Source organism: Empedobacter sp. UBA3239 (assembly GCF_002362875.1).
GTDB lineage: Bacteria > Bacteroidota > Bacteroidia > Flavobacteriales > Weeksellaceae > Empedobacter > Empedobacter falsenii_B.
In genome coordinates this window covers 1-23,868 of record NZ_DEVJ01000044.1, presented here as the reverse complement: position 1 = coordinate 23,868, position 23,868 = coordinate 1, and the positions used below count along the sequence as shown (strand labels likewise).

Sequence of the window (23,868 nt, the reverse complement as noted above, 5' to 3'; positions counted from 1 at the left end):
CAATCCTTTTCTTTTTTAATCATTATGATGTTTATTATGCCCTTTCTTTTTATAAAATTTCCCATTATTTTTCTTTTGTTGAACTGGTGCATATCTTTTTGAAGATTTATCACCGTGTACTTTTTTGTGTTGACCTGGTGGTAAGCTACGATGGTCATCATATCTTACTTCGTACTTCGGATATTTCTTATACTTCTTTTTGTGTTTATGCTGATGCTCTAATCCATATATAGTTGTAGATCCATCACACGAAACCAAAAATAAAGCAGCAAGAGCAAAAACTGCAATCAAGTTAATTTTTTTTAATAGTATTAGTTTCATAATCATATTCATTATATTCACTTTGAAATAAAACAATAACCTTACCAAAAAAGACTTTACTATATTTTAATGAATATACTGATTGGAATAGTATTTGAGACTCAATAATTAAACTATTAAAATTATGAAAGAAAAAATCCAATACCGCTACAAAACAACAAACGAAGCCTTAGACGAACTAAAAGAAAATGGTTTTACGATTGACTATAATATCGAAAAAGATCAATTAAAACAAGCTCCTGAAATCTTTGATATTGTGTGTATTTATCGTTACGAAGGAATGTCTGATCCTGATGACGAATCTTCTGTTTATGGTATAATCAATAATCAAAACGGAGATAAAGGTGTTTACGTGGTTGGAAATTTATCAACAGATGACGATGTCGATCATTTCTTGGTTGATTTGGAAATAAAACGTAGAACAATTCAAGAATAAGAATATTACAAATTATTAATCAAATAAAAAAGCTCGATGCAAATGCATCGAGCTTTTTAGATTTTATAACATCTTTCTAATTAGAAAGGATATTCATAAATTTTTGATTCGTGGAAGTAAGGGTGACCTTTTGCTTCTAGGTTTAATTTAGAAACTGCATTCATAACTACGAATGTAAATAATCCTCCGATTCCAACTAATGCTCCAATTTCCATTAAACCAAAGTTGTGGAATGGTCCAACAGCTGCTGGCATAATTTGGTTGTAGAAATCCCAGTAGTGTCCAAAGATGATAACGAATCCCATCGCGAAAACGATTTGGTAACGACGTTTCATGCTTGATGAAATTAAAATCAAGAATGGAGCTACTAAGTTAATGATCAACATCCAGAAATATAATGGGTATTGCGCCATACGTTGTTGGAAGTATTGAGCTTCCTCAGGAATGTTCGCGTACCATTGTAACATGAATTGACAGAACCATAAGTATGACCATAATAATGAGAAACCAAACATGTATTTTGTTAAATCATGTAAATGGTTATCATTAAATAATGGTAATGCGTTCTTTCTTTTTAAGTAGATAGAAATAATTGCCATAATAGAAACCGCAGAAACTAAATATGAAACCATTCCGTACCACATAAATAATGAAGAGAACCAGTGTGGATCTAAAGACATCACGAAATCCCAAGCAAATGCTGCAGAACAAATTGCGAAAATCACTAAGTAAATTACTGATTTTTTGTACAATTGAGCGTACACTTTTAAGTCTCCGTTTGTCTCATCTAATTTACGTGTTGCGTTTTTAATTACTGGTAACATTAAAGATAATACTACTAAGTAAATAACACAACGTACTAACCAGAAGTTAGGACTTAACCAAAGTTGAGCTTTGTTCGCCATGAAGATATCATACTTCTCGCTATCAGGATTTATTAAATCAGCATCCATCCAGTGGAATAAGTGATTCATGTGAAAATAAGATCCTAAAACGATGATAGCTACAAGTACAGAACCAACTGGTAAAAATGATGCGATAGCCTCCATAACACGAGATACTACCATAGACCAACCAGCGTTAGCTACGAATTGAATACATAAGAAAAACAAAGCAGATGCTGCAATACCAAACGATAAATAAGCTGGTACATAGAAAGCAGCCCAAGGTCTGTTTTTCAATAAATTTGTCAAATGCTCCATGTGTCCAGCATGATCTGTGTTCATAGATGCATAAGAATCTGAAATGTAGTCACCAAAAAATTGAGTTGGGTGAGCTTCAATCAAACCGTTAATATATTCAGTTGAATTAGCAACATCTTGTTGATGTAAGAAAAATCCTATCCCGTAAAGTACAACACCTATAACAGCTAAGATAAGTGATGCATTTTTTAATCTTGGGGAAAATGTATATTGCATAATAATTAACTTATTTTATTATTTATTAGTTGCTGTTTCAGTTTCTGTTGCAGGTTTTGCTTCAGCAGTTGCGTCTCCAGCAGTGGCAGTGGCAGCTGTAGTAGCACCTTTCAAACTCATTACATATTCAGCAACTCTCCAACGGTCTGCAGGAGTCAATTGAGATGCGTAAGAACCCATCGCATTTTTTCCGTACATAATTACATGATAAACAGAACCTACTGTAACATCTCTTTCGCTATAATTAGGAACACCTGAATAAGCTTTAGATTTTACGATTGATCCTTGTCCATCACCAGCGTCACCGTGACAAACTGCACAGTTTTGTCCAAACAATAACTTACCTCTTTCTAAGTCTGCAGCTTTGTTAGCCGCATTCAAAGGAGAAACAGTTACTGCTTTTGCTTGTGCATAACCAGCGTTATTGTTTTTGAAAGTCCATGGTAAAATATCACCATCTGTTCTTGCAACAGCACCTTCTACAGATTCTAATGCAGACATATTATGATTTTTACTTAATACAGGAACTTCAGAGTTTTCTTTGTCATGAGGGTAACCAAAAGTTGCCTTTTCATAAGGATCATATGCCGTAGGATAATACATATCTGGCATATATACGATACTTGCGTGACGTTTTTTATCAGAACAAGAAGTGATAATAATACTTCCTAATCCTATAAGTAATGCTATCTTTTTCATTATGCTTCTTGTACTAAATTGTTAACACTTGGTTCTACGACTACATCACCTTTTACAGTTACTTCTTCAGCACCAGTTTCTACAAATACATTTTTGATTTTCTCAACATCAGCTGTTCTGATTTCGATTAAGAATTTATCATCTGTTGTACGTGGATCTGGGTTTTTAGCTTTAGCACCTGGGTACATTTTGTTACGCACTAAGTATGTTAATGACATAAAGTGCGCTGCACAGAATACTGTCAACTCGAACATAATAGGAACGAAAGCTGGCATATTCTCACCCCAAGAAAAAGATGGTTTCCCTCCAATATCTTGAGCCCAGTCATGGTTCATAATAAACCATGTCATCAAAGATGCTAACGTTGTACCAAATGCACCGTAGAAGAAAGCAAGGTCAGAAATACGAGTTTTCTTTAATCCTAAGGCTTTATCTAAACCGTGTACAGGGAAAGGTGTATATACTTCATCTATCGTAATACCTTGTTTACGAATAGATTTTACTGCTTTTAATAAATCATCATCGTCTCCGTAAAGACCATAAACGATTTTAGTGTTCGTGATGCTCATCTTCAGTATGATGTTTTTTATAGCTTTCGCCTGATGATTTCAAAATAGTTTTTAATTCAGATTGTGAAATAACTGGGAATGTACGTGCGTACAATAAGTATAACACAGAAAAGAATCCCATAGTACCTAAGAAGATACCTACGTCTACCCATGAAGGCATAAACATTGTCCAGCTCGATGGTAAATAGTCACGAGATAAGTTGATAACGATAATATCAAAACGCTCGAACCACATACCGATGTTAACTACGATAGAGATAACGAATGTCCAGAAGAAGTTTCTTCTGATTGGACGAATCCATAATAATCCTGGTACTAAAACGTTACAGATAATTAACGCCCAGAATGCCCACCAATAAGGTCCTGTTGCTGCTCCTGGAGAGAAGTATGTAAAGTCTTCGTAACGAGATCCTGAATACCAAGCGATCCATAACTCTGTTAAGTATGCTACTGCAACCATACCACCTGTTACAACGATTACAATATTCATGTACTCGATGTGTTTACGTGTGATATAATCTTCGTAGTGTAAAACTTTACGCATTACACTTAATAATGTTTGTACCATCGCGAAACCAGAGAAAATAGCTCCAGCAACGAAATATGGAGGATATACTGTTGAGTGCCATCCTTTGATTACCGACGTTGCGAAGTCAAAAGATACAATCGTGTGTACCGAGAATACTAACGGTGTACATAAACCAGCTAATACCAAAGATAACTCTTCGAAACGTTGCCAGTGTTTTGCTCCACCACCCCATCCGAATGATAAGATTCCGTAGATTTTCTTAGCGAATGGTTTTGTTGCACGGTCACGTACCATAGCGAAGTCAGGAATTAATCCCATCAACCAGAAAACTGTTGATACAGAGAAATACGTAGAAATCGCGAATACGTCCCATAATAATGGTGAGTTAAAGTTAGGCCATAAAGATCCAAATTGGTTAGGAATTGGGAATACCCAGTACATTAACCATGGACGACCCATGTGAATTACAGGGAATAACGCTGCCTGTACAACGGCGAAGATTGTCATGGCTTCCGCAGAACGGTTAACCGACATTCTCCATTTTTGACGGAATAATAATAAAACGGCTGAGATTAACGTACCAGCGTGACCGATACCTACCCACCATACGAAGTTGGTGATATCCCAACCCCAGTTAATCGTTCTATTCAATCCCCATACACCAATACCAGTTCCTACTGTATAAGCAATTGCTCCAACACCAAAGATGAATGCAACCATTGCTATACTGAAACATGTCCACCACAATTTACTTGCTGGCGTCTCAATTGGACGAGCAATGTCTACTGTGATATCGTGGTAGGTTTTATGTCCTAAAATAAGGGGTTCTCTTACCTGTGATTCGTAATGTGACATATTTGTTTACCTTATTAATTCTTTACTAATTTAATTAAGCTTGTTCTTTTCTGTTTCTAACTTTTACTTGATAGATAACGTTTGGTTTTGTACCAATTTCTTCTAATAAAACATAAGAACGTTTATCTTTCGATGCTGCTCTTACTTCAGATTTATCATCATTGATATCACCAAATTTCATCGCACCTGTTCCACAAGCAGCAGCACAAGCAGCAGCAGCCATAAACTCTTCGTCTTTAACTACTCTGTTCTCTTTCTTAGCTTTTAAGATTGCAGCTTGAGTTTGTTGGATACAGAATGAACATTTCTCAATTACTCCTCGTGTACGTACAACAACATCTGGGTTAAGTACCATACGACCTAAATCATTGTTCATGTGGAAGTCGTATTTATCATTGTTCGCCCAGTTAAACCAGTTGAAACGACGTACTTTATAAGGACAGTTATTTGCACAATAACGAGTACCAACACAACGGTTATAAGCCATCATGTTTTGACCTTGACGACCATGAGATGTTGCACCTACTGGACACACAGTCTCACAAGGAGCGTGGTTACAGTGTTGACACATTAATGGTTGGAAAATCACATCTGGATTTTCAGCCTCTGGCTTAATTAAACGTGTATATTGTTGTGGTTCGTTATCTGGATCAGATTCTAACGCAACTTTTTGAGTTAATTTTCCGTCTTTATCTTGGTAAGTAACATCAGAGTAGTAACGGTCAATTCTTAACCAATACATATCTCTCGACATACGCATTTGCTCTTTACCAACAGTTGGCACGTTGTTTTCTGCTTGACAAGCAATTACACACGCTCCACATCCTGTACAAGAGTTCATATCAATTGTTAAATTGAAGTGAGGTCCTGTTGAACGATCAAAACTAGCCCATAAATCTACTTCACCTACTGGAGAATCTCCTCTCCATGTTGGCATCTTCGCAACTGGATTCCATTCTTGACGATCTGTGTTGATGAAATCTGCTAAAGAAACTTCTCTTGCGATTTCGTAACGTCCCATCAATGTTGGTTGTTGTTGCATGTTAGCAAATTCGTGTTTATCTGAACGAGAAGATTTTTCGATCTTAACGTTAGATGCACCTACATTACCAGTGTATAATGCGAAAGCGTTAACCCCTACATTATTTGCAACTTTACCAGCTTTTGTACGACCGTAACCGAAAGCTAAACCTACAGTTCCGATTGCTTGACCTGGTTGGATGAATACTGGAACATTTTCTAAAACTACTCCATTAACAGTTAAGTTTACATACTCACCGTCAAATTGCATTCTTCCGTTTGTAACGTTGTAGTTATCTTGAATTTTGATTCCTAATTTTTCCGCATCATTTGGATTAACTGTTAAATAGTTATCCCAAGAGTTACGTGTAATTGGATCTGGTAATTCTTGTAACCAAGGATTGTTTGCTTGTGTACCATCTCCTAAACCAGCTTTAGAATAGAATTGAATCTCCCATTCTGTCGCTTTACCAGCAGCTAATTTTGTAGCAGCAGCTGCAGCAACACCAGTGTTAGCAGTAAATGTAGAAGTTTCAGTCGCTTCATTATAACCATTGTATAATGCTTTGTTGAAATCTACACCTAATTTTGGTAAAATAGCTGATTCCCAGTTTTGTTTTACATATAAGTAATATGGAGAAACTTTTTGTCTAGTTGCAGAAACCGCCATCACCATAATTGGATCATTTGGATCTTCTACTTCTGTTACTTTAGTTACTCCTGTCATCCATGCGATTAATGAATCTTGGAATTGACGAGAATCAAATACACGTGGAATTGTTGGTTGTTGTAATGAATAAACACCTGTTAATGGGTTGAAATCATTCCAAGACTCTAAACCGTGAGTAACTGGAGCAATAACGTCCATTACTGATGCAGTTTCGTCTAATTTTTCAACTAAACCAACTTTAAGTCCAATGTTTTTGAAAGCTGCTTCAATTTCTTTTGCATTTTTAGCATTGTAAATTGGATTTGTTTGGAAGTTTAATAAAACTCCAACTTGTCCAGCTTTAGCTTCTGCAACAAATTGATTAAATACAGCGTCGTTAGACTCTTTTAATAAAACAGCTTTATCAGAAACTGCAGCTGATCCTAACAATTGGTTAATTGCGTATGCAATTGCGTATGCTTCTTTCGAACCATCAGCCATAACAACCGCTTTAGAACCTTTTGCTGTTAATTCAGCAGCAATAGCTAATGCTTCTTTAGATGAAGCTGAACCACCTGCTAATTTATTATAAACTTCAGCCAATACTTTTTCAGTATCAGTTGGTTTTAATGGATAACGTGTATCAGCATTTGCTCCTGTTAAAGATAAAACAGATTCTACTTGGATGTGACGCATCATTTTTGCTCCTGGTTTACGAGCAATACCATAATCACCTTCCATTCCACCACCATTATAATCACCTAAGAAATCTGCGTTGAAAGAAACAACTAATTCAGCATTCTTAAGATCGTAGAATGGCAATTCTCTTTTTCCATAAACTTCTTGCGCTGCGTCTAATGCATTCGTAGAAGAAATTGCATCATAAACAACGTGTTGAGTTGTTGGATATTTTGTTGCAAACTCAGCAATCAACTTTTTAGTTGTTGGTGAAGGTAAAGATGAAGTTAAAATAACTACTTTTTTCCCTCCTACTGATGCTAATGCTTTTGTTACACGGGCATCAAGCTCTTTCCAAGATGTTGCTTTGAAGTTTTCACCTGCGTTTGTTAAAGGTGATTTTATTTTATCAGAATCGTATAATGATAATACAGATGCCTGAACACGTGCATTTGTAGAACCATAATATTTTGCGCCTTTGTTTGCATCAATTCTAATAGGACGACCTTCTCTTGTACGTACTAATACGTTCGCGTAATCGTATCCATCAAAAATTGTAGATGCATAATAAGTAGGTACACCAGGCATAATGTTTTCTGGTTTCACTACATAAGGAACAGATTTTACGATTGGAGCTTCACAGGCTGCTAAAGTAACAGCAGCTGTACTGAACCCTAAAATCTTCAAAAAGTCACGTCGTGAAGTTTGACTATTCTCCATGGCGTTATCATTCCCTAAGAAATTATCTACAGGAATTTCTTCTGCAAATTCGTTGGTAGTTAACTTTTCATTTAATGTATTGTCAGTTAACTCCTCAAAACTTTTCCAGTAATTTTTCTTCGAAGCCATTTATACTCCTCTCTTTTTTATATTAATAATGACATTTACCACACTCTAAACCTCCGATAGCATCAACTGTAATCTTAGTTGCGTCACCGTACTGTTTTTTCAGTTTTTCGTGTAGTTCTGCGTAATATTCTTTGTTATACTCGTTGTCCATATCTACCTCAGTAGTTCTGTGACACTCGATACACCATCCCATTGTGAAATCATTCGCCATTTTTACTTCGTTCATTTCATCAACACGTCCATGACATGCAAAACAAACTTGGTCTCCTGATCCAATGTTCAATTCTTTAGCATTTGGAATAGTTCCACCTTTAATTGCTTTCTTAATCGCTTTCTCTCCTGCTACAACGTGTTGTGCGTGGCTAAAGAATACGAAATCTGGCATATTGTGGATACGTACCCATTCGATTGGTTTTTGTGGACCATCGTATTTGTTCGTTTCTGGATTCCATCCAATAGCTTTATACATTTTTTGGATTTCTCCTGTATAGAAGTTCTTAACTGCTTCCTCATCAGCGAATTTACCAGAAGTGATTAAATCTTCTTCGAAGTAATCTCCTTTGTATTCTTTGATTGTTTTGTGACAGTTCATACATACGTTTGGTGAAGGAATTCCAGACACTTTACCGTATTTAGCAGAACTGTGACAGTACTGACAGTCGATACCTTGTACACCTGCGTGAACTTTGTGAGAGAAATAAATTGGTTGTTCTGGCTCGTAACCTTTATCAACACCAACTCCCATTAATCCCCAATACACGTTGTACAATGCAAAGAATGCTAATACTGCGATTAACACACCACCAACTTTTTGGTATTTTTGGAAGAAGTTTGCGAAAGAAAAAGCAGCTTTTTCTTCTTTAGAATCTAAATCATCAGTTGCAGTTGCTTTAACTAATGCATTAACGCGAACCAAAATCCACAATAATAATGCTGCTAATACAACAAATCCAACTGCGATAACTCCTGTTCCAGCACCACCTCCGTTTCCGGCAGCAGCAGCTTTAGCAGCAGCAGCTTCTTTCTTTTTTGCAGCTTTTGCATCATCAAAAGCCTTTTTACCACCATCAGGATCGGCAGTATACGCTAGAATATTATCAATATCACCGTCAGATAAGTTAGGGAAAGCTAACATTTCAGTGTTATTGTACTCAGCGAAAATTTTGTTTGCATACGCATCTCCAGACGCACGTAAAGCTTTATTGTCCTTAATCCAAGCGTGTAACCACTCTTTTCCAAGTCCAGCTTGTTCTTGTACGCGTTTCTCAACATTACGTAATTCCGGCCCAATTAATTTACCATCAATCTGGTGACATGCAGTACAGTTGGCTTCGAATAACTCGTAACCTTTACCTGCATCTTGGGCATTTGCTAAGGAGAACGTCGATAGTATTATCGCGCAGCTCCATAAACGTATTCTTTTTAGAAATCTTGCCTTCATTTACTTAAATAATCTCAGTTCGTTGTTTCTTTTAACTCGTTTTTATTTGAACACTTAACTAACAGCAAAAATAGCTTCAATACTTAATAAAATCATAAAGTTTACATACTGAACTTTGTCATTAAGCTTAATTTAAAACGTTTCTAAATTAATTGTTAAAAAATATCGCTGTATAAATATTATCTATTTGATTTGATAGAAAAGATTTAGAACAAGAAAAATTACTATTTAACATAATTAAAAAAAATAATCATTATTGTTTTTATTACAATCTGCCAATCAATTTTATGAAACAACAATCAAATATTTGTTAGTTAAAAAAAATTGGAACAATATTCGTTGTAAGAAAATAAAAGTCTATAAAATTTAATAACTTAATTGTAAAAAGTATATTTGCACAAATTAATTTCATCTTATGAAAAAATTTATCTTTTTATTCCTTATTACATTTTCTTCTTGCGTGTTTGCTCAAGATAAAATTGATACCGTTCAAATTATCAACAATGGTACATTGAATATGGAAATTGATAGTAGAATAAATAATGTTTTAAAAGCAAAAGAAGACGCTGTTTGTAGTTATACCACTACTGTAAAGAAACCGACAGAGAAAAAACCAGTTATACAATCTAATGATCCTTGCGCAGGTACACCACAGGTTAATGGTTTCAAAATTCAGATTTATTATTCGAAAGATAGAAAAGATGCAGAGAAGGTAAGAAATGAATTTGCACGTTCTTATCCTGACTTATCATCGCAAACAGCTTATTTCTCACCAGACTATCGCGTTTTAGTTGGAGATTATTTTACAAGAGCATCTGCTTCGAGAGATATTCGTCGTTTGAAATCAAAATATAATAGTGCATTTTCTATTCCGTTCAAGGTTTTATGTAGAAAAGCGAAGTAATAGTTTATAAAAAGGAAAATGTATCCTTATCACAACAAAATAAAACAGCGAATAAAGAATGGTGAATTAGTTTTGTTTGAGTTTGTAGAAAAATATAAAAATATTTCTCCATGTTTAGTTTTATATTTCAAAACAGAACCTTTTATAAGACCTATTCGCGAACATCGTTTTTCTGAATATAGACTATTACTAAAAATAGAAAACGATTAACTTTCTTTAGAAAGTCCAAATTTATTCGAAAAAATATAAAAAAGCGTTACCAAGAAAATTGATAACGCTTTTTTATATTTTAATGGTAATATTTAGTAGTTGATTCATGCTTTTATTTTTAGTTGTTCAGAATTCTACCTCTGCCCTCAATTTCTAATTGGATAAGTATCGATGCTAAATTTGTTTGTACAAATCCCAAATTGCCTGCAACTAAAACTCCTTTTTCTCCTGTCGATATTTTTTCGATTCCATAAACACTTGATTCATCTTCAGGATTCGAATTTCCTTCGTAACGATAGATATAAATAATTCTAAAATCGTGCGGATGATCAATCAAATCACTTTCTAATAAATTAAAATCTTCTTGATATCCTTTTTCCGCAAGTTCACGTAGCGCAACACTTGACGTTTCATAATTAAATTGCCTTCTTTCAAACATAAAATTTATTTTTATTTTGTTAATAATTATAAATGTAATTAATTAATAGACAGAAAGTTGTTAAATATAAGTTAACAATTTGATGACATGAACAAATTAACATACTTAATGATTTATTGTATTCGAAATAAGTTCTTATTTTTGACAAAAAGATACAATGATTTTAGAAAAATTAAACCAAAACGAAGCTAATTTTGCTGATGTTATTGCGCATATTGAAGAAAATTATATTTATACAGCTTCTGCTTTTGTAAATGGAAATCAGGAAAATGCTGCGGATCAAAATCAAGGAAGTGCGAAGGTTTTTGCTTTTGCAAAATTGAATAATTTCTCTGAAGATGACACCTTAAAATTATTTGCGGAACATTATCAAGCTGTATTAGATTCGCCAGAAGGAACTGATCACAATAATATTCGTCAATTTATGCAAAACGGATGGGAAGGTGTGACATTTGAAAACGAAGTGTTGACAAAAAAATAAACTCAAAAAAAAACGTCTTACAAATTGTAAGACGTTTTTAATTCAACTAAAAAGGAGCCATAAAACTTATCGTATAATGATCGATGGTTTTTCCCTTCAAATCTTTTAATTCTAAAATAACTGGAACTTTGTAAGATTTCAGTTCGCTTTTAGGAATTTTAATATCTATTAAACCTTGCTTTAATTGTCCTTCATTTATTTGTATATATTGATTTGGCTCTACTAACAAAACAGTTTTTCCACCTTTAAAACCATTTACACGAACAACTAATTTATATTGTTCGTTGGTTTTATTCATCAAACTGTATTGCATTGTATTAATGATATAATCACCTTCTACGACATAATCTTTTCCTGGAACTTGTAGAAACTTCACTTCGACATCACTTCTATTTAACATAAACACCGTCATTGCTCCTATCATTGCAACCAATACAAATGTAAAAGCAATTAATCTTGCAGTAATCTTAAATGATTTTCCTTGTTCGATATTTTCTTCAGAAGCATAACGAATCAATCCTGTCGGAAGATTAATCTTCGTCATAATATCATCACAAGCATCCATACATGCAGTACAATTTACACATTCTAATTGCGAACCATTTCTAATATCAATTCCAGTAGGACAAACTGCCACACATTGACCACAATCTATACAGTCTCCTTTTCCTACAGCAATTCGATCTTCTCCTTTTCTAAATTTAGAGCGTCCGTTTGTATTTTCACCTCTTTTGAAATCATACGAAACTTGAATTGTTTTTTTATCAATCAAAACTCCTTGAAATCTTCCGTAAGGACATACCAACGTACAAACCTGCTCACGAAACCAAGCGAAAACAAAATAGAAAAAAATACTAAAAATAAATGTTCCAAATAATAAACCTCCATGCTCTGATGGACCTTCGGTAATTACTTTGATCAATTCATCCATTCCGATGATATATGCCAAAAATATATTCGAAAAGAAAAACGAAATAATGTAAAATATCGTCCACTTTCCTCCTCTTTTCAGAATTTTTTCTTCGTTCCAATCTTGTTTATCCAAACGAATTTGTTTGCTTCTATCACCTTCTATCCAATACTCAATTTTACGAAAAACACTTTCCATAAAAATTGTTTGCGGACATAACCATCCACAAAACAATCGTCCATAAACAGTCGTAAATAATATAATAAAAACCACACTTACAATCATCCCGAAAGCAAGTAAGAAAAAATCTGTTGTAAAAAATGGATAACCAAAAAGAATGAAATTCGTATTGAACACATCAAATTTAAAAATAGGATTTCCATTTGTTAATTTTATAAAGGGTAACCCAACTAATAAAAGCAATAGAACCGAAGAAACAATTGTACGATAATTAGTGTATCTCCCAGAAGGTTTCTTCGCATACACCCATTTTCGAGTTCCTTTTTTATCCATTGTTGCGACCTCTGTTCTGAATTGCTCATTCTCTTTTTCAAAACCAAGTTGCGTTGAATCTTGTTTTATATCACTCATATACCTTACTACTTAATATCTATGCAAATTTACCGTTACAATCAGGTTAGAGCTTGGCACTATTTATGGTATTTATGGTAATATTTACGGATTGATATAAATCATTAATTTATAAATATTTACCAAATAAAAACATAAACCACCTATTATGAAAAACTTACTAAAGCTACTAGTATTTTCTATTTGTACTTTTACTTTTTTACAAAAAATATACACAATAAAAATGTGACTCAGTTCGCAACTTATCCAAGATGTGAAGAAAAAACAGATAATTACGTAGAATGTTTTAACATGAAATTGAGTCATGATGTTGAAGAAAGATTATCCAAAATAAAACCTGCTTTAATTAACGAAAATCCTGTAAAAGTGAGTTTTAATATTCCAGTAAACTACAATTTAAAGTAACTACGAATAATATTGTTTTCTAAATTGTTCTGGCGTAAACTCAGTGTATTTTTTGAAGAATTTCACAAAATATGATGCATCTTGAAAATTGAGTAAATACGCAATTTCTGTCACAGAAATTTCTTTGTTTACCAACAAACGTTTTGCTTCTAAAACAATGCGACTTCTTATTAATTCACCTGCCGAAGTAGCTAACACATCTTTGCAAAGTGCATTCAAATGATTAGGAGTAATGTACAACAATTCGGCATATTCTTTTGGTAATTTTTTGCTCTTGAAATTTTGCTCGATAAGCGTCTGAAAATTATCCAACAACACCGATTGATAATCGCTTGTTTTGATATTTACGCCTTCCAAACTTCGTTCAATATCAATAAATAAATTCATCAAATGGAAACCAATTTTTAAATTCGAGAATTGATTATTTTCTTGATTTTCATTTATCATTTCCTCAAAATAACTTGCAATTTTTTCTTGTAAATCTAGCGAAATTTCAACCACGTGATCTTTCACCAAAATAGATTGTAAAAATCTAAATTTCTGTAAAATGGAAGAATTAATCCCAATCCAATCAAAAAAATTATCAAAAAAATTCACGACAAAACCATCATATTTTTCCTTAAAATACCATTGGTGCACCTGTCCAGGTTTCATAAAATACATTGTCCCAGATTTCGCCTCAAACTTCTCAAAATCGATCAAATGTTCGCCACTACCTTCAGTAAAATAGACCAAATGGTAATAATTATGACTGTGAACTTCCTGTAAATGCGGATTACTGTCAACATATCCTCTAAATCGATCAATGGAAAATAGTTCATTACTATTTTTTTCCGTGTTCAGATTACAGATATCATATGTAGGGAAAAGTTTTTTGGACATAATACAACGAATTACCAAGTGTAAAAATAAAGAATATTTGAAATGAAAAGTTTAACTTTAAACAAAAGAACATCAAAAATGGAATTTAAAGAAAAAAAAATTGTCTTACTTTCTTTGGATGGCGGGGGAATTAGAGGAATTATATCGTGTGTCATTTTAAAATATATCGAAGATAAATTAAAAGAAATTCATAACGAAAATGCTAAAATAGGCGATTATGTCGATTTTATTGCAGGTACAAGTACTGGTGCTTTAATCGCTTCTTTGTTATTATCTCCTTCTACCGAAAATCCAAAAAGAGCAAAACACTCGATTACAGATGCGTTGAATATTTATTTAGGCGAAGGGAAAAATATTTTCTCAAAAACATTCTGGACAATTCTCAATAATCCGTTGAGTGTGCTAAAAGATAATTTACCAACGCTTGTATTGGAGGAGCAATTAAAAATCGTTTTTGGAGATACAGAATTAAAAGATTTGATTCGTCCTTGCGTGATAGTTTCTTATGATACTGAGCATCAAAAACCAAAAATTTTCAATTCGATTGATGGAATCTCTCCTTTCCGAAATTTTTATGTAAAAGATATTTGCCGTGCTTCATCAGCTGCGCCAACTTATTTTGAACCTGCAAAAATAAAATCATTCGCTGATCAAGAATTTAGTTGCATTGATGGTGGTGTTTTTGCAAACAATCCAACTTTTGTTGGCTTTATCGAAACGCAAAAAATAAATTTTAATAAATATTTCAAAGACGAATTAAAATATAATGGAACAGCACCTTTACAAGAATTTATTATCATTTCTCTCGGAAATGGTTCGCGTGCAAAATCATATAAACACGAACATTTAACAGGAATTTCAAAATCGAAATGGGTAGATCCTTTGGTAGACATTTTTATTTCGACTGGAGTTGATATGGTTGATCAGCAAATGAGAAGTATGTTCTCTTTATTGAAACCAAAATATCAACAAAATTATTATCGATTTAATCCTGAAATTCCAGAATCTGCATTGGATTTAGGAAATGTTTCCAACAGCAATATTAAAACATTATTGGATGTTGCCAATGATTATGTCGCAAAACACAAAGAACATTTGGATGAAGTCGTTCAAAAATTAATTTTCAATCAAGTTGAAATCTCATAAAAAAAGGCTTTGAGTAAAATTTCAAAGCCTCTTCTAATTTCTATTTATTTCGAACATAAACAAATATTTCTTGTTCTCTATTCAATCCTCTATTATCCACAATACTTTCTAAACACGCGTGACAATCTGTTACAATTCCCTCTCCATTGTAATTCGTGTAACTTCCATTCTCTAGCGCAACAACATGTGGTTTCAACAAATCTGCATTCAGTTTTTTGCGTTCTCCAATCAAGGTGTACACATATTCACGTCCAGTTTCGTCAGTAAAATTATCCACTTTATAAATTTGATCCAATTCTCTTTCGTGATCAATTATAACAAATAAGTAGTCTTTGTGGCTATCTTTTTCAAAAAAAATTCTTCTCATAGCTTCAATTGTTTGACTCAAATTTAATAAAAGAATATTGGTTTTACCAATGAAAATTAAAAAGTTTTAAGAGAATTTTAAAATATTATCAATCTCAAAACAGATAATATTTTACTTTTACATCAACCAAAACACAAAAATGAAAACTCTTCTAAAAATCTTGACTTTAGGATTAATTTGCCTTATTTGTGAACCAATTTTCGCGCAAATAAACGCACAATTAAAACTCGACTTCGAAAAAATTATCCTTTCAAAACATTCATTTCCTTTTAATGGAGTTGAGATCGTTTCCAAAATGGTAAAACGATTTATGAAAAAGTACATTTTTGGTATTATCCTTGTAGAAAATTTGTATCTTAATTCCAATAAAACAAATAAAATCTAACCAATTGAAATTCAACTTAAAAAAAGTATTAAAATATTTTTCCATCACACTCTTGTCAATAATTCTATTGTTGACCATTGCAATTTTTAGTTTACAGTTACCTACTGTACAAAATTTTGTAAAAAATAAATTAGTCAATTACCTCGAAAATAAAATACATACAAAAGTACAATTAGACCGTGTTTATGTCGATTTTCCAAATAGTTTGGTGATGGAAAATCTCTACTTACAAGGACAAGATGTTGACACGCTTTTATCGGTCAAAAAGTTTGATGTTGGTTTGGATATTTGGCAATTAACCAAAAGTAAAGCAGATATAAAATCTATTGATTTGAGTGGCGTTCATGCCAATGTTATACGTAAACCAGATGGGAAATTCAATTTCGATTATATTATCAATGCTTTTGTAACAGACGAAAAAGACGAAAGTCCTTCAAAGCCATTTATCATTTCGTTAGATAAAATAAAACTGAATGATATTAATGTTTCGTTCAATGATCAGCAAGCGGCAAATAACATCAAACTTCATCTAAATTCGTTTGATACGCGTGTCAAAAAATTCGATTTAGAACAAAATTCGTATGGAATTAGCGATATCAATTTAGACGGTTTAAAGCTAAAATTGAAACAAGATATTGTAAAAGAAGTTGCGAAAAAAGTAGAAGAAAAAGTCGATTCTTTGAATGATCAAAAGCCAATGAAAATTGAATTGAACGGATTTAATTTAACCAATTTTGATATCGATTATGGCGATGATATTTCTGGAATGTTTGCTAAAGTCAAATTCAAAGATTTCAAAACGCGTGTTAAAAAACTTGATTTACAACAAAATTCTTATGCGGTTGATGATATTTTAGTGAATGGTTTGTTGGTTGATTTTAATCAAAAAATGGTTAATAAAATCCAAGAAAATAATGTGGATAAAATTGATCCAACTGCAAAACAAACTCCATTGCAAATTGGGTTGAGTAAGATTAATTTGAATGATATCAAAGTTAATTATGGTGACGAAAATTCGAAAACTTTTGCCAAAATTAACCTAAACGAATTTGAAACGAAAGTCAATAAACTTGATCTTGAAAATTCAATTTTCGACATCGAAAATATTTTGTTGAAAGACGCTGATATCGAAGCGAATTTATTCCTTTCTTCAAAGAATTCTACTTCGAATTCGTCTACTTCTTCAACCCCAATGAATTTGGTTTTGAACGAAACGAAATTTGAAAATGTAAAAGTAAAATACAACAATACTGCTGAACGTCGAACGGCTCAAGGAATGGATTTTAATCATTTGGATTTTTCTAAATTAAATCTTGATTTGCGCGATTTCGAAATGAAAAATAACACATTTGCTGGACAAGTAAAAAGTGCTGAAATAAAAGAATCAAGAGGATTGAATATTCAGAAATTAACAACAGATTTCTTGTACGCAGATACACAAGCGTATCTGAAAAACCTTTATTTACAAACACCAAGAACCGTTCTTCGTGACGAAGTTATTTTGCGTTACAATACGATTAATGAGTTAACTTCTCATCCAGAAAATGTTTTGGTTAATGCGAATATCAAAAATTCAAAAATTGGTTTGGCAGATATTTTAAATCTTGCTCCAACGCTTAGAAATACGACGCCTTTCGACAAATATCCAAACGCCATTCTGAGTGTTAACACCAATGTAAAAGGAAAAGTAAACGATTTATTGATTAATAATCTCCAAGTTTCTGGTTTAGATGATTTGCAACTTTCGGCTTCTGGAAGAGTGAAAAATGCGATGAATCCAAAGAATTTATTTTATGATTTGAACATCAAAAACTTCTCAACATCTTCTAAAACGATATACAATTTAATTCCGAAAAATACTATTCCAACTAACATTAGAATTCCTTCAAAGCTTTCTGTCAAAGGAAAAGCGAAAGGAACAACCGAAATCATCAATACACAATTGGCAATAAATTCTACGTTGGGAAATGCGAAAATTGATGCAATTGTGGACATGCAAAAAAAGGATGCCGAGAAATATAATGTCAAAGCAGACCTACAAAATTTGGATATTGGAACGCTTATTAGCAACAAGGATTTAGGCAAAATAACAGGAAAAATTAATGCTATTGGAACAAGTTTCAACCCAGAAAAAATGGTTACAAAACTTTCAGGAACCGTTTCATCAGCTTATTACAATAAATATACTTATCAAAATATTACACTCGATGCAAAAGTGAATCATGGAGTATTTGATGCACATATTTTATCAAAAGATCCAAACGCGAATCTTAATTTGACGGCTTCTGGTGTGTACAAAAAGGATTTATCTGATGTAAAATTGAACGGAAATATTGTCAAATTAGATGTTCAAAAACTTGGTTTTTACAACGAACCGATGATTGTTGCAGGAGAAATTGATGCCAATTTCGCTGATTTAAATCCAGATTATTTAAATGGTTCTTTATATCTAAAAAACTTTGCATTATCCAATACAAAAGATATTTTTCCAATGCAAGAAGTAAGCTTGATTGCGACTTCAACTGCTGATTCAAATCAAATTAGTTTGACTTCACAATTGGCCGATTTGGATATGAAAGGAAAATTTAAATTGACACAAATTTTTGGTTCGATAACTTCAACAATTAACCAATATTATGAATTTCAGAAACCAAATAAAGACGAAAAAATAGAACCTCATCAATTCTTTACTTTGAATGCAAAAATTAAAGATGATGAGTTGATTCGAAGATTTGTTCCCGATTTGAAAAGCTTCGAAACCATAACACTTGACGCAACTTATAATGCCGATTCAAAACAAATCAATGTTGATGGAAAAATTCCGAATTTAACGTACGGAACAAATACGATTAACAATGGATTGATAAAACTATCCAACCAAGACGAATCCTTATTGTATTCGTTGAATGTGGATGCATTAAAAAGTGAAAGTTTTCAATTACAAAAAATTGATTTGAATGGTGATATTACAAATAATGTGATCAATTATAACGTTTCGACAAAGGATACGAAAGATGCAACACAATTTTTGGTGGCTGGAAATCTAAAAACGCTAAACGATATCACGGAAATTAGTCTTAATCCGAATGGATTGGTCTTAAACTACGATCAATGGCAAGTTGGTGAAGGAAATTTAATTCAGTTGAGAAAAGATGGAATTGTGGCAAATAATTTCAGTTTGATGAACAATGGAAGTCAAATTTTATTGCAATCTGAATCGGAAAAAGGAACAAGTCCGCTGAATATTACCATCAAAGATTTCAAAATTGAAACCATTGCAGAAATCATTAAAAAAGATGATTTACCTGCCGAAGGAATAATCAATGGAACAGCTCAAATTAGAGATTTAAACAAAGAAATGACCTTCAATGCTGATTTGACCGTTTCAGATTTAAAAGCTTTCGGAAATCCTATTGGAAATATTATAGCAAAAGTACAAAACACTTCTCCAACCATGATTAACGCTGATATTACCTTAGATGGAAACAGCAACAACATGAAGATTTTTGGAGATTATAATACCAAAGAAAGTGCGTTTGATTTAGCTTTAGATATCAATCGATTAGAAATGAAATCAGTGCAAGGATTTACAATGAATCGAATCAAAGATACAGAAGGTTATATTTCTGGAAATCTAAAAATCGTTGGAACAATGGATAAACCGAGCATTTTAGGTCAAGTCAAATTTAATCAAGTTGGTTTAACGATTGCTGAAACAGGAAGTAATTTCAGAAAAATTGATGACGCGATTGATTTCACGAACAAAGGAATTGAGTTCAATCGATTCAAAATTAATGACAACGATGGCAATTCATTAACGATAAGAGGAGAAATTTTAACGGAAACTTACCGTGACTTCGCCTTCAATTTAACAGCAAATGCACGAGATTTCAATGTGGTAAATTCAGAAAAATCGAACGATGCGATTATGTATGGAAAGTTAGCTGTCAATGCAAACTTAACGATAAAAGGTGATTTAGATTTACCTAAAGTAAACGGAAGTTTAACCGTAACTGATGACACGAATTTTACATTTGTTTTACCTCAATCCTCGCCTTCTTTACAAGAGCGAGAAGGAATTGTCGAATTCATCGATCAAGATCAAGTGGCGCTTCAAGAAACAATTAAAACAGATGAATTAATAGCCGAATCTAAAATAAAAGGGTTAGATGTAAGTGTCAATATTGAAATTAGCAAAGAAGCCAAGACATCAATTATCATCGACAAAGCAAACGGAGATTTTGTAGAAATACAAGGTGAAGCCGAATTAACAGGCGGAATGGATCCTTCAGGAAAAATGACGTTGGTTGGCGTTTATCAAGTAGAAAAAGGTGCGTACGAACTTTCGGTGAGCTTGTTAAAACGTCGTTTTGATATTCAGAAAGGAAGTAGCATTACATGGACTGGTGAGCCAACTACAGCCAATTTAGACATTACGGCGATTTACAAAACAAAAGCCGCTCCTATTGATTTAATCGAACAACAAATTTCGGGCTATTCTTCTTCTGAAATGAACATGTACAAACAACGAATTCCGTTTAATACCGAGTTAATTTTGAAAGGTGAATTATTAAAACCTGATATTAAATTCAATATTTCAATGGATAAAGAGAATCCTTCCATTGCAACTGCGGTGATCGAAAATACACAATTGAAATTGGATCAGTTGAAAAATGATGAAGCCGAAATGAACAAGCAAGTATTTGCCTTGTTATTATTGAATCGTTTTATTGGCGAAAATCCATTCGAAAGTAAAACAAGTGTTTCTGCAGAAACAATGGCGCTACAAAGTGTAAGTAATATTTTGTCGCAACAATTGAATAATTTGGCGGATGATTTAATCCAAGGAATTGATATCGATTTGGGATTAGATACACAAGACGATTATTCTTCAGGATCTAAAAACACACGTACTGATCTGAATGTTGCCGTGAGCAAACGATTACTAAACGACCGATTGAAAGTTTCGGTTGGAAGTAATTTTGGATTAGATGGTGATACACGAGAAAATGAAAACATGACTAATATTGCGGGTGATATCACAATTGATTATAGCTTATCTCGTGATGGTCGATACATGTTGAGAGCTTATCGAAAAGATGAATACCAAGTTGCATTACAAGGACAAATTGTAGAAACAGGTGTTGGATTTATCATCACATTAGATTACGATAAATTCAAAGAAATTTTCGAGAAAAGAAGAAAAAATAGAACGAACAGAGCAAATAGAAATACACAAAATCAAGAAGTGAAACCATGAAAAAATCAGTTTTAACCTATATCAAATTTATAACTTGTTCAATTTCTATTTTAGGTATTTCTTCTTGTAGCAATACACGTTTTCTGAAAGAAGGTGAAATGCTTTACACGGGCTCTAAATTAACAATAGAAGGCGACTCGTTAAGCAAAACCGACAAAGCTGAACTAAAAGATAATCTCGAAAAAAATATCATTCCAAAACCTAATTCAAGTTTTTTTGGACTTCGTCCGCGTTTGTACATTTACAACATCACCAGCGAACCTAAAAAGCAAAAAGGACTGAAATATTGGTTAAAATATAAAGTGGGTGAAAAACCTGTTTTATTGGGAGATGTAGACATCGAATTCAATAAAAAAATTCTGGTCAATTATTCAGAAAACAAAGGATTTTTCAATGCCAAAGCACAAGATGATACAATAAGTAAAAACAAAAAAGCGGAAGTACATTATGTTTTGCAACCGCGCAAACGTTATTACATCAACCAAGTTAATTTTCCAAAAGATACCACTTTAGCGGTCAACAAAGAAATTAAAAAAACACAAGCAAATACGTTACTGAAAGATAAGCAACCTTTCGATTTAGATGTGATCAAAGCTGAACGAGAACGAATAGATGCACGTCTGAAAGAAAATGGTTACTATTATTTTCATCCCGATAACATCATTGTACAAGCGGATAGTACGGTTACCAATAAGCAAGATGTCGAACTTTTTGTAAAGTTAAAAGATAAAACACCAGAACAAGCCAAACAACAATATAGCATTGACAAAGTAATTGTTTTCCCAGATTATAACATTCGAGACGCACGAAAAGGAATCTATAAAATGCCCATGAACAACGATTCGTTAGCGAAATATGAGCAAAATGGATTTTACATGGTGGATTCGAAAAAGTACTTTAAACCAAAGGTTTTTGATCGTGTATTATACTTTCAAACAGGGGATTTATATAACCGAGCAGATCATAATTTAACCCTAAATCGATTAATTAATTTGGGTGTATTCAAATTTGTGAAAAATGATTTCGTGATCTCTGATTCTATTAACAATAAATTTGATGTGTATTATACCTTAACACCACGCGAATTCCAATCATTGAGATTAGAAGTTTTAGGACGAACAAACTCGGCGAATTATGGTGGTGGTGAGTTAAATTTAAACTGGACACATCGTAATATTTTCAAAGGTGCGGAACAACTAAAAATGGCGTTATATGGTGCGTTTGATATGCAATTGGGCGGACAAAAAGATGCGAATAATATTTTTAGAGCTGGTTTTAATACGCAACTTTCGATTCCAAGAATTGTAGCACCTTTCAAATTTCATTCGTCAAGTGCGTTTGTACCGAGAACCAATATTGAGATTGGTTACGAATACCAAAACAGATCGAGATTATATACGCTTCATAATTTCAATACTTCTTTTGGTTACATTTGGAAAGAGAATGCGCAAAAAGAACATAATTTAAAGATTTTTAGTGCAACTTTATTGTTTCCAGAAAAAGTGACAGACGAATACAATAGCAAGATTTACGATTCAATTGGAAATATCATCAACCCAAGTTTGAAACGCGTTGTTGACAAACAATTAATTTTTGGACCACAATATTCGTATACTTATACCACAACAATGTTACCTCGAAAAAGTACATTCTATTACCGAGGTTTAGTTGATTTAGCTGGAAATTTAACAGGATTGATTACAGGTGCGAATGCGAAGAAAGATAAGGAAAAAGAAATTTTCAAAATACCATTTAGTCAATATGCAAAAATGGAACATGACTTCCGTTTTTATCACAAATTTTCAGAAAAATCATCAATCGCCACACGATTTATTGGCGGAATAGCCTATCCGTATGGAAACTCTGAATTTGTACCTTATTCCAAACAATTTTTTGTAGGAGGAAGTAACAGTATTCGTGCATTTAGAGCACGAACATTAGGACCAGGAAGTTATGATCCACGCAATCAAAATGCCAATTTCTTTTTTGATCAATCAGGTGATATTAAATTAGAAGTAAATGCAGAATTTAGACAAAAGTTATTCAGTTTTCTTAACCTTGCGTTATTTGTTGATGCAGGAAACATTTGGTTAATCAATGAAGATGAAACACGTCCTGGTGCAAAATTCTCAAAAGATTTTATGAGCGAAATAGCCGTTGGAGCTGGTTTAGGATTACGTCTTGATTTTAATATTTTAGTATTAAGATTAGATTTAGCAACTCCACTTCGTGTGCCTTATTACGAAAAGAATGACCGTTGGACATTTGATAAAATAGATTTTGGAGACAAAGCTTGGCGAAAAGACAACTTAATTTTGAACATCGCGATTGGATATCCATTCTAAGCATAAAGCGTAAATAAAAAAATGAGCGTCACAATGGACGCTCATTTTTTTATTTAATCTGTCCCGTCCTGAAATAGCG

At 33.0% G+C, this 23,868-nt stretch carries 18 protein-coding genes; 7 read left to right on the top strand and 11 right to left on the bottom strand.

Features of this window, described 5'->3' with window-relative positions; all coding sequences use genetic code 11:
* Positions 1–15: 15 nt before the first annotated feature.
* Complete coding sequence (locus tag B4G36_RS06130; protein ID WP_291062761.1) at positions 16–321, bottom strand: hypothetical protein; 306 nt, start codon at positions 319–321, stop codon at positions 16–18.
* Between the two features lie 124 nt (positions 322–445).
* On the opposite strand from B4G36_RS06130, the gene B4G36_RS06125 reads away from it, so the two are divergent.
* The gene (locus B4G36_RS06125; RefSeq protein ID WP_180906125.1) at positions 446–757 is read left to right on the top strand and encodes a hypothetical protein; all 312 of its coding nucleotides are present in this window, start codon (positions 446–448) and stop codon (positions 755–757) included.
* An 80-nt stretch (positions 758–837) separates the two neighbouring features.
* Here the strand turns inward: B4G36_RS06125 and B4G36_RS06120 are convergent, their stop codons facing one another.
* Genes B4G36_RS06120 through B4G36_RS06095 form a run of 6 tightly spaced genes read right to left on the bottom strand, consistent with a single transcriptional unit; the run spans position 838 to position 9,464 of the window.
* Complete coding sequence (locus B4G36_RS06120) at positions 838–2,175, bottom strand: hypothetical protein (protein ID WP_114999477.1); 1,338 nt, start codon at positions 2,173–2,175, stop codon at positions 838–840.
* 18 nt (positions 2,176–2,193) lie between these two features.
* A complete protein-coding gene (locus B4G36_RS06115; RefSeq protein ID WP_291062758.1) occupies positions 2,194–2,874 on the bottom strand; it encodes a c-type cytochrome in 681 nt (226 codons plus the stop codon).
* Positions 2,874–3,443, bottom strand: a complete 570-nt coding sequence (locus B4G36_RS06110) for a DUF3341 domain-containing protein (RefSeq protein ID WP_221627898.1) — start codon at positions 3,441–3,443, stop codon at positions 2,874–2,876. The genes B4G36_RS06115 and B4G36_RS06110 overlap by 1 nt, the downstream gene beginning before the upstream one ends.
* Positions 3,424–4,827, bottom strand: coding sequence for an NrfD/PsrC family molybdoenzyme membrane anchor subunit (gene nrfD / locus B4G36_RS06105; RefSeq protein WP_038336919.1), 1,404 nt, complete (start codon positions 4,825–4,827; stop codon positions 3,424–3,426). The genes B4G36_RS06110 and nrfD overlap by 20 nt, the downstream gene beginning before the upstream one ends.
* A 34-nt stretch (positions 4,828–4,861) precedes the next feature.
* Complete coding sequence (locus B4G36_RS06100) at positions 4,862–8,023, bottom strand: TAT-variant-translocated molybdopterin oxidoreductase (RefSeq protein WP_038336918.1); 3,162 nt, start codon at positions 8,021–8,023, stop codon at positions 4,862–4,864.
* A gap of 22 nt (positions 8,024–8,045) precedes the next feature.
* Positions 8,046–9,464: a c-type cytochrome gene (locus B4G36_RS06095; RefSeq protein WP_291062756.1), complete on the bottom strand. Its 1,419-nt coding sequence runs from the start codon at positions 9,462–9,464 to the stop codon at positions 8,046–8,048.
* Between the two features lie 415 nt (positions 9,465–9,879).
* Here B4G36_RS06095 and B4G36_RS06090 point away from each other — a divergent pair, with 415 nt between their 5' ends.
* Positions 9,880–10,368 (top strand): SPOR domain-containing protein, encoded by a 489-nt coding sequence (locus B4G36_RS06090; RefSeq protein WP_286486253.1) that lies wholly within the window; start codon positions 9,880–9,882, stop codon positions 10,366–10,368.
* Between the two features lie 328 nt (positions 10,369–10,696).
* Here the strand turns inward: B4G36_RS06090 and B4G36_RS06085 are convergent, their stop codons facing one another.
* A complete protein-coding gene (locus B4G36_RS06085) occupies positions 10,697–11,017 on the bottom strand; it encodes a hypothetical protein (protein WP_180906118.1) in 321 nt (106 codons plus the stop codon).
* Positions 11,018–11,174: 157 nt separating this feature from the next.
* Between B4G36_RS06085 and B4G36_RS06080 the strand changes: the two genes are divergently transcribed.
* On the top strand, positions 11,175–11,498 hold the full coding sequence (locus B4G36_RS06080; protein WP_291062753.1) for a HopJ type III effector protein: 324 nt from the start codon (positions 11,175–11,177) through the stop codon (positions 11,496–11,498).
* 46 nt (positions 11,499–11,544) lie between these two features.
* Here B4G36_RS06080 and ccoG read toward each other — a convergent pair whose 3' ends face one another.
* Positions 11,545–12,999: a cytochrome c oxidase accessory protein CcoG gene (gene ccoG / locus B4G36_RS06075; RefSeq protein WP_291062751.1), complete on the bottom strand. Its 1,455-nt coding sequence runs from the start codon at positions 12,997–12,999 to the stop codon at positions 11,545–11,547.
* A gap of 225 nt (positions 13,000–13,224) precedes the next feature.
* Between ccoG and B4G36_RS06070 the strand changes: the two genes are divergently transcribed.
* A complete protein-coding gene (locus tag B4G36_RS06070) occupies positions 13,225–13,404 on the top strand; it encodes a hypothetical protein (RefSeq protein ID WP_291062749.1) in 180 nt (59 codons plus the stop codon).
* Here the strand turns inward: B4G36_RS06070 and B4G36_RS06065 are convergent, their stop codons facing one another.
* Positions 13,405–14,286, bottom strand: coding sequence for an AraC family transcriptional regulator (locus B4G36_RS06065; RefSeq protein ID WP_291062747.1), 882 nt, complete (start codon positions 14,284–14,286; stop codon positions 13,405–13,407).
* A gap of 78 nt (positions 14,287–14,364) precedes the next feature.
* On the opposite strand from B4G36_RS06065, the gene B4G36_RS06060 reads away from it, so the two are divergent.
* Positions 14,365–15,432, top strand: a complete 1,068-nt coding sequence (locus B4G36_RS06060; RefSeq protein ID WP_291062745.1) for a patatin-like phospholipase family protein — start codon at positions 14,365–14,367, stop codon at positions 15,430–15,432.
* Between the two features lie 40 nt (positions 15,433–15,472).
* On the opposite strand, the gene B4G36_RS06055 is transcribed toward B4G36_RS06060, so the two are convergent.
* Positions 15,473–15,799, bottom strand: coding sequence for a hypothetical protein (locus tag B4G36_RS06055; protein WP_125349744.1), 327 nt, complete (start codon positions 15,797–15,799; stop codon positions 15,473–15,475).
* A 437-nt stretch (positions 15,800–16,236) separates the two neighbouring features.
* Here B4G36_RS06055 and B4G36_RS06050 point away from each other — a divergent pair, with 437 nt between their 5' ends.
* Both B4G36_RS06050 and B4G36_RS06045 read left to right on the top strand, forming a co-directional pair.
* On the top strand, positions 16,237–21,444 hold the full coding sequence (locus tag B4G36_RS06050) for a translocation/assembly module TamB domain-containing protein (protein WP_291062743.1): 5,208 nt from the start codon (positions 16,237–16,239) through the stop codon (positions 21,442–21,444).
* Complete coding sequence (locus B4G36_RS06045; protein ID WP_291062741.1) at positions 21,441–23,789, top strand: BamA/TamA family outer membrane protein; 2,349 nt, start codon at positions 21,441–21,443, stop codon at positions 23,787–23,789. Before B4G36_RS06050 ends, B4G36_RS06045 begins: the two co-directional genes overlap by 4 nt.
* Positions 23,790–23,868: the final 79 nt, after the last annotated feature.

Coding starts and splice junctions, on each gene's coding strand:
- ccoG (WP_291062751.1), bottom strand. CDS start 12,999: ATGAGTGATATAAAACAAGATTCAACGCAACTTGGTTTTGAAAAAGAG.
- B4G36_RS06080 (WP_291062753.1), top strand. CDS start 11,175: ATGATTTTAGAAAAATTAAACCAAAACGAAGCTAATTTTGCTGATGTT.
- B4G36_RS06095 (WP_291062756.1), bottom strand. CDS start 9,464: ATGAAGGCAAGATTTCTAAAAAGAATACGTTTATGGAGCTGCGCGATA.
- B4G36_RS06060 (WP_291062745.1), top strand. CDS start 14,365: ATGGAATTTAAAGAAAAAAAAATTGTCTTACTTTCTTTGGATGGCGGG.
- B4G36_RS06085 (WP_180906118.1), bottom strand. CDS start 11,017: ATGTTTGAAAGAAGGCAATTTAATTATGAAACGTCAAGTGTTGCGCTA.
- B4G36_RS06090 (WP_286486253.1), top strand. CDS start 9,880: ATGAAAAAATTTATCTTTTTATTCCTTATTACATTTTCTTCTTGCGTG.
- B4G36_RS06100 (WP_038336918.1), bottom strand. CDS start 8,023: ATGGCTTCGAAGAAAAATTACTGGAAAAGTTTTGAGGAGTTAACTGAC.
- B4G36_RS06065 (WP_291062747.1), bottom strand. CDS start 14,286: ATGTCCAAAAAACTTTTCCCTACATATGATATCTGTAATCTGAACACG.
- B4G36_RS06120 (WP_114999477.1), bottom strand. CDS start 2,175: ATGCAATATACATTTTCCCCAAGATTAAAAAATGCATCACTTATCTTA.
- B4G36_RS06045 (WP_291062741.1), top strand. CDS start 21,441: ATGAAAAAATCAGTTTTAACCTATATCAAATTTATAACTTGTTCAATT.
- B4G36_RS06110 (WP_221627898.1), bottom strand. CDS start 3,443: ATGAGCATCACGAACACTAAAATCGTTTATGGTCTTTACGGAGACGAT.
- B4G36_RS06130 (WP_291062761.1), bottom strand. CDS start 321: ATGAAACTAATACTATTAAAAAAAATTAACTTGATTGCAGTTTTTGCT.
- B4G36_RS06115 (WP_291062758.1), bottom strand. CDS start 2,874: ATGAAAAAGATAGCATTACTTATAGGATTAGGAAGTATTATTATCACT.
- B4G36_RS06125 (WP_180906125.1), top strand. CDS start 446: ATGAAAGAAAAAATCCAATACCGCTACAAAACAACAAACGAAGCCTTA.
- nrfD (WP_038336919.1), bottom strand. CDS start 4,827: ATGTCACATTACGAATCACAGGTAAGAGAACCCCTTATTTTAGGACAT.
- B4G36_RS06055 (WP_125349744.1), bottom strand. CDS start 15,799: ATGAGAAGAATTTTTTTTGAAAAAGATAGCCACAAAGACTACTTATTT.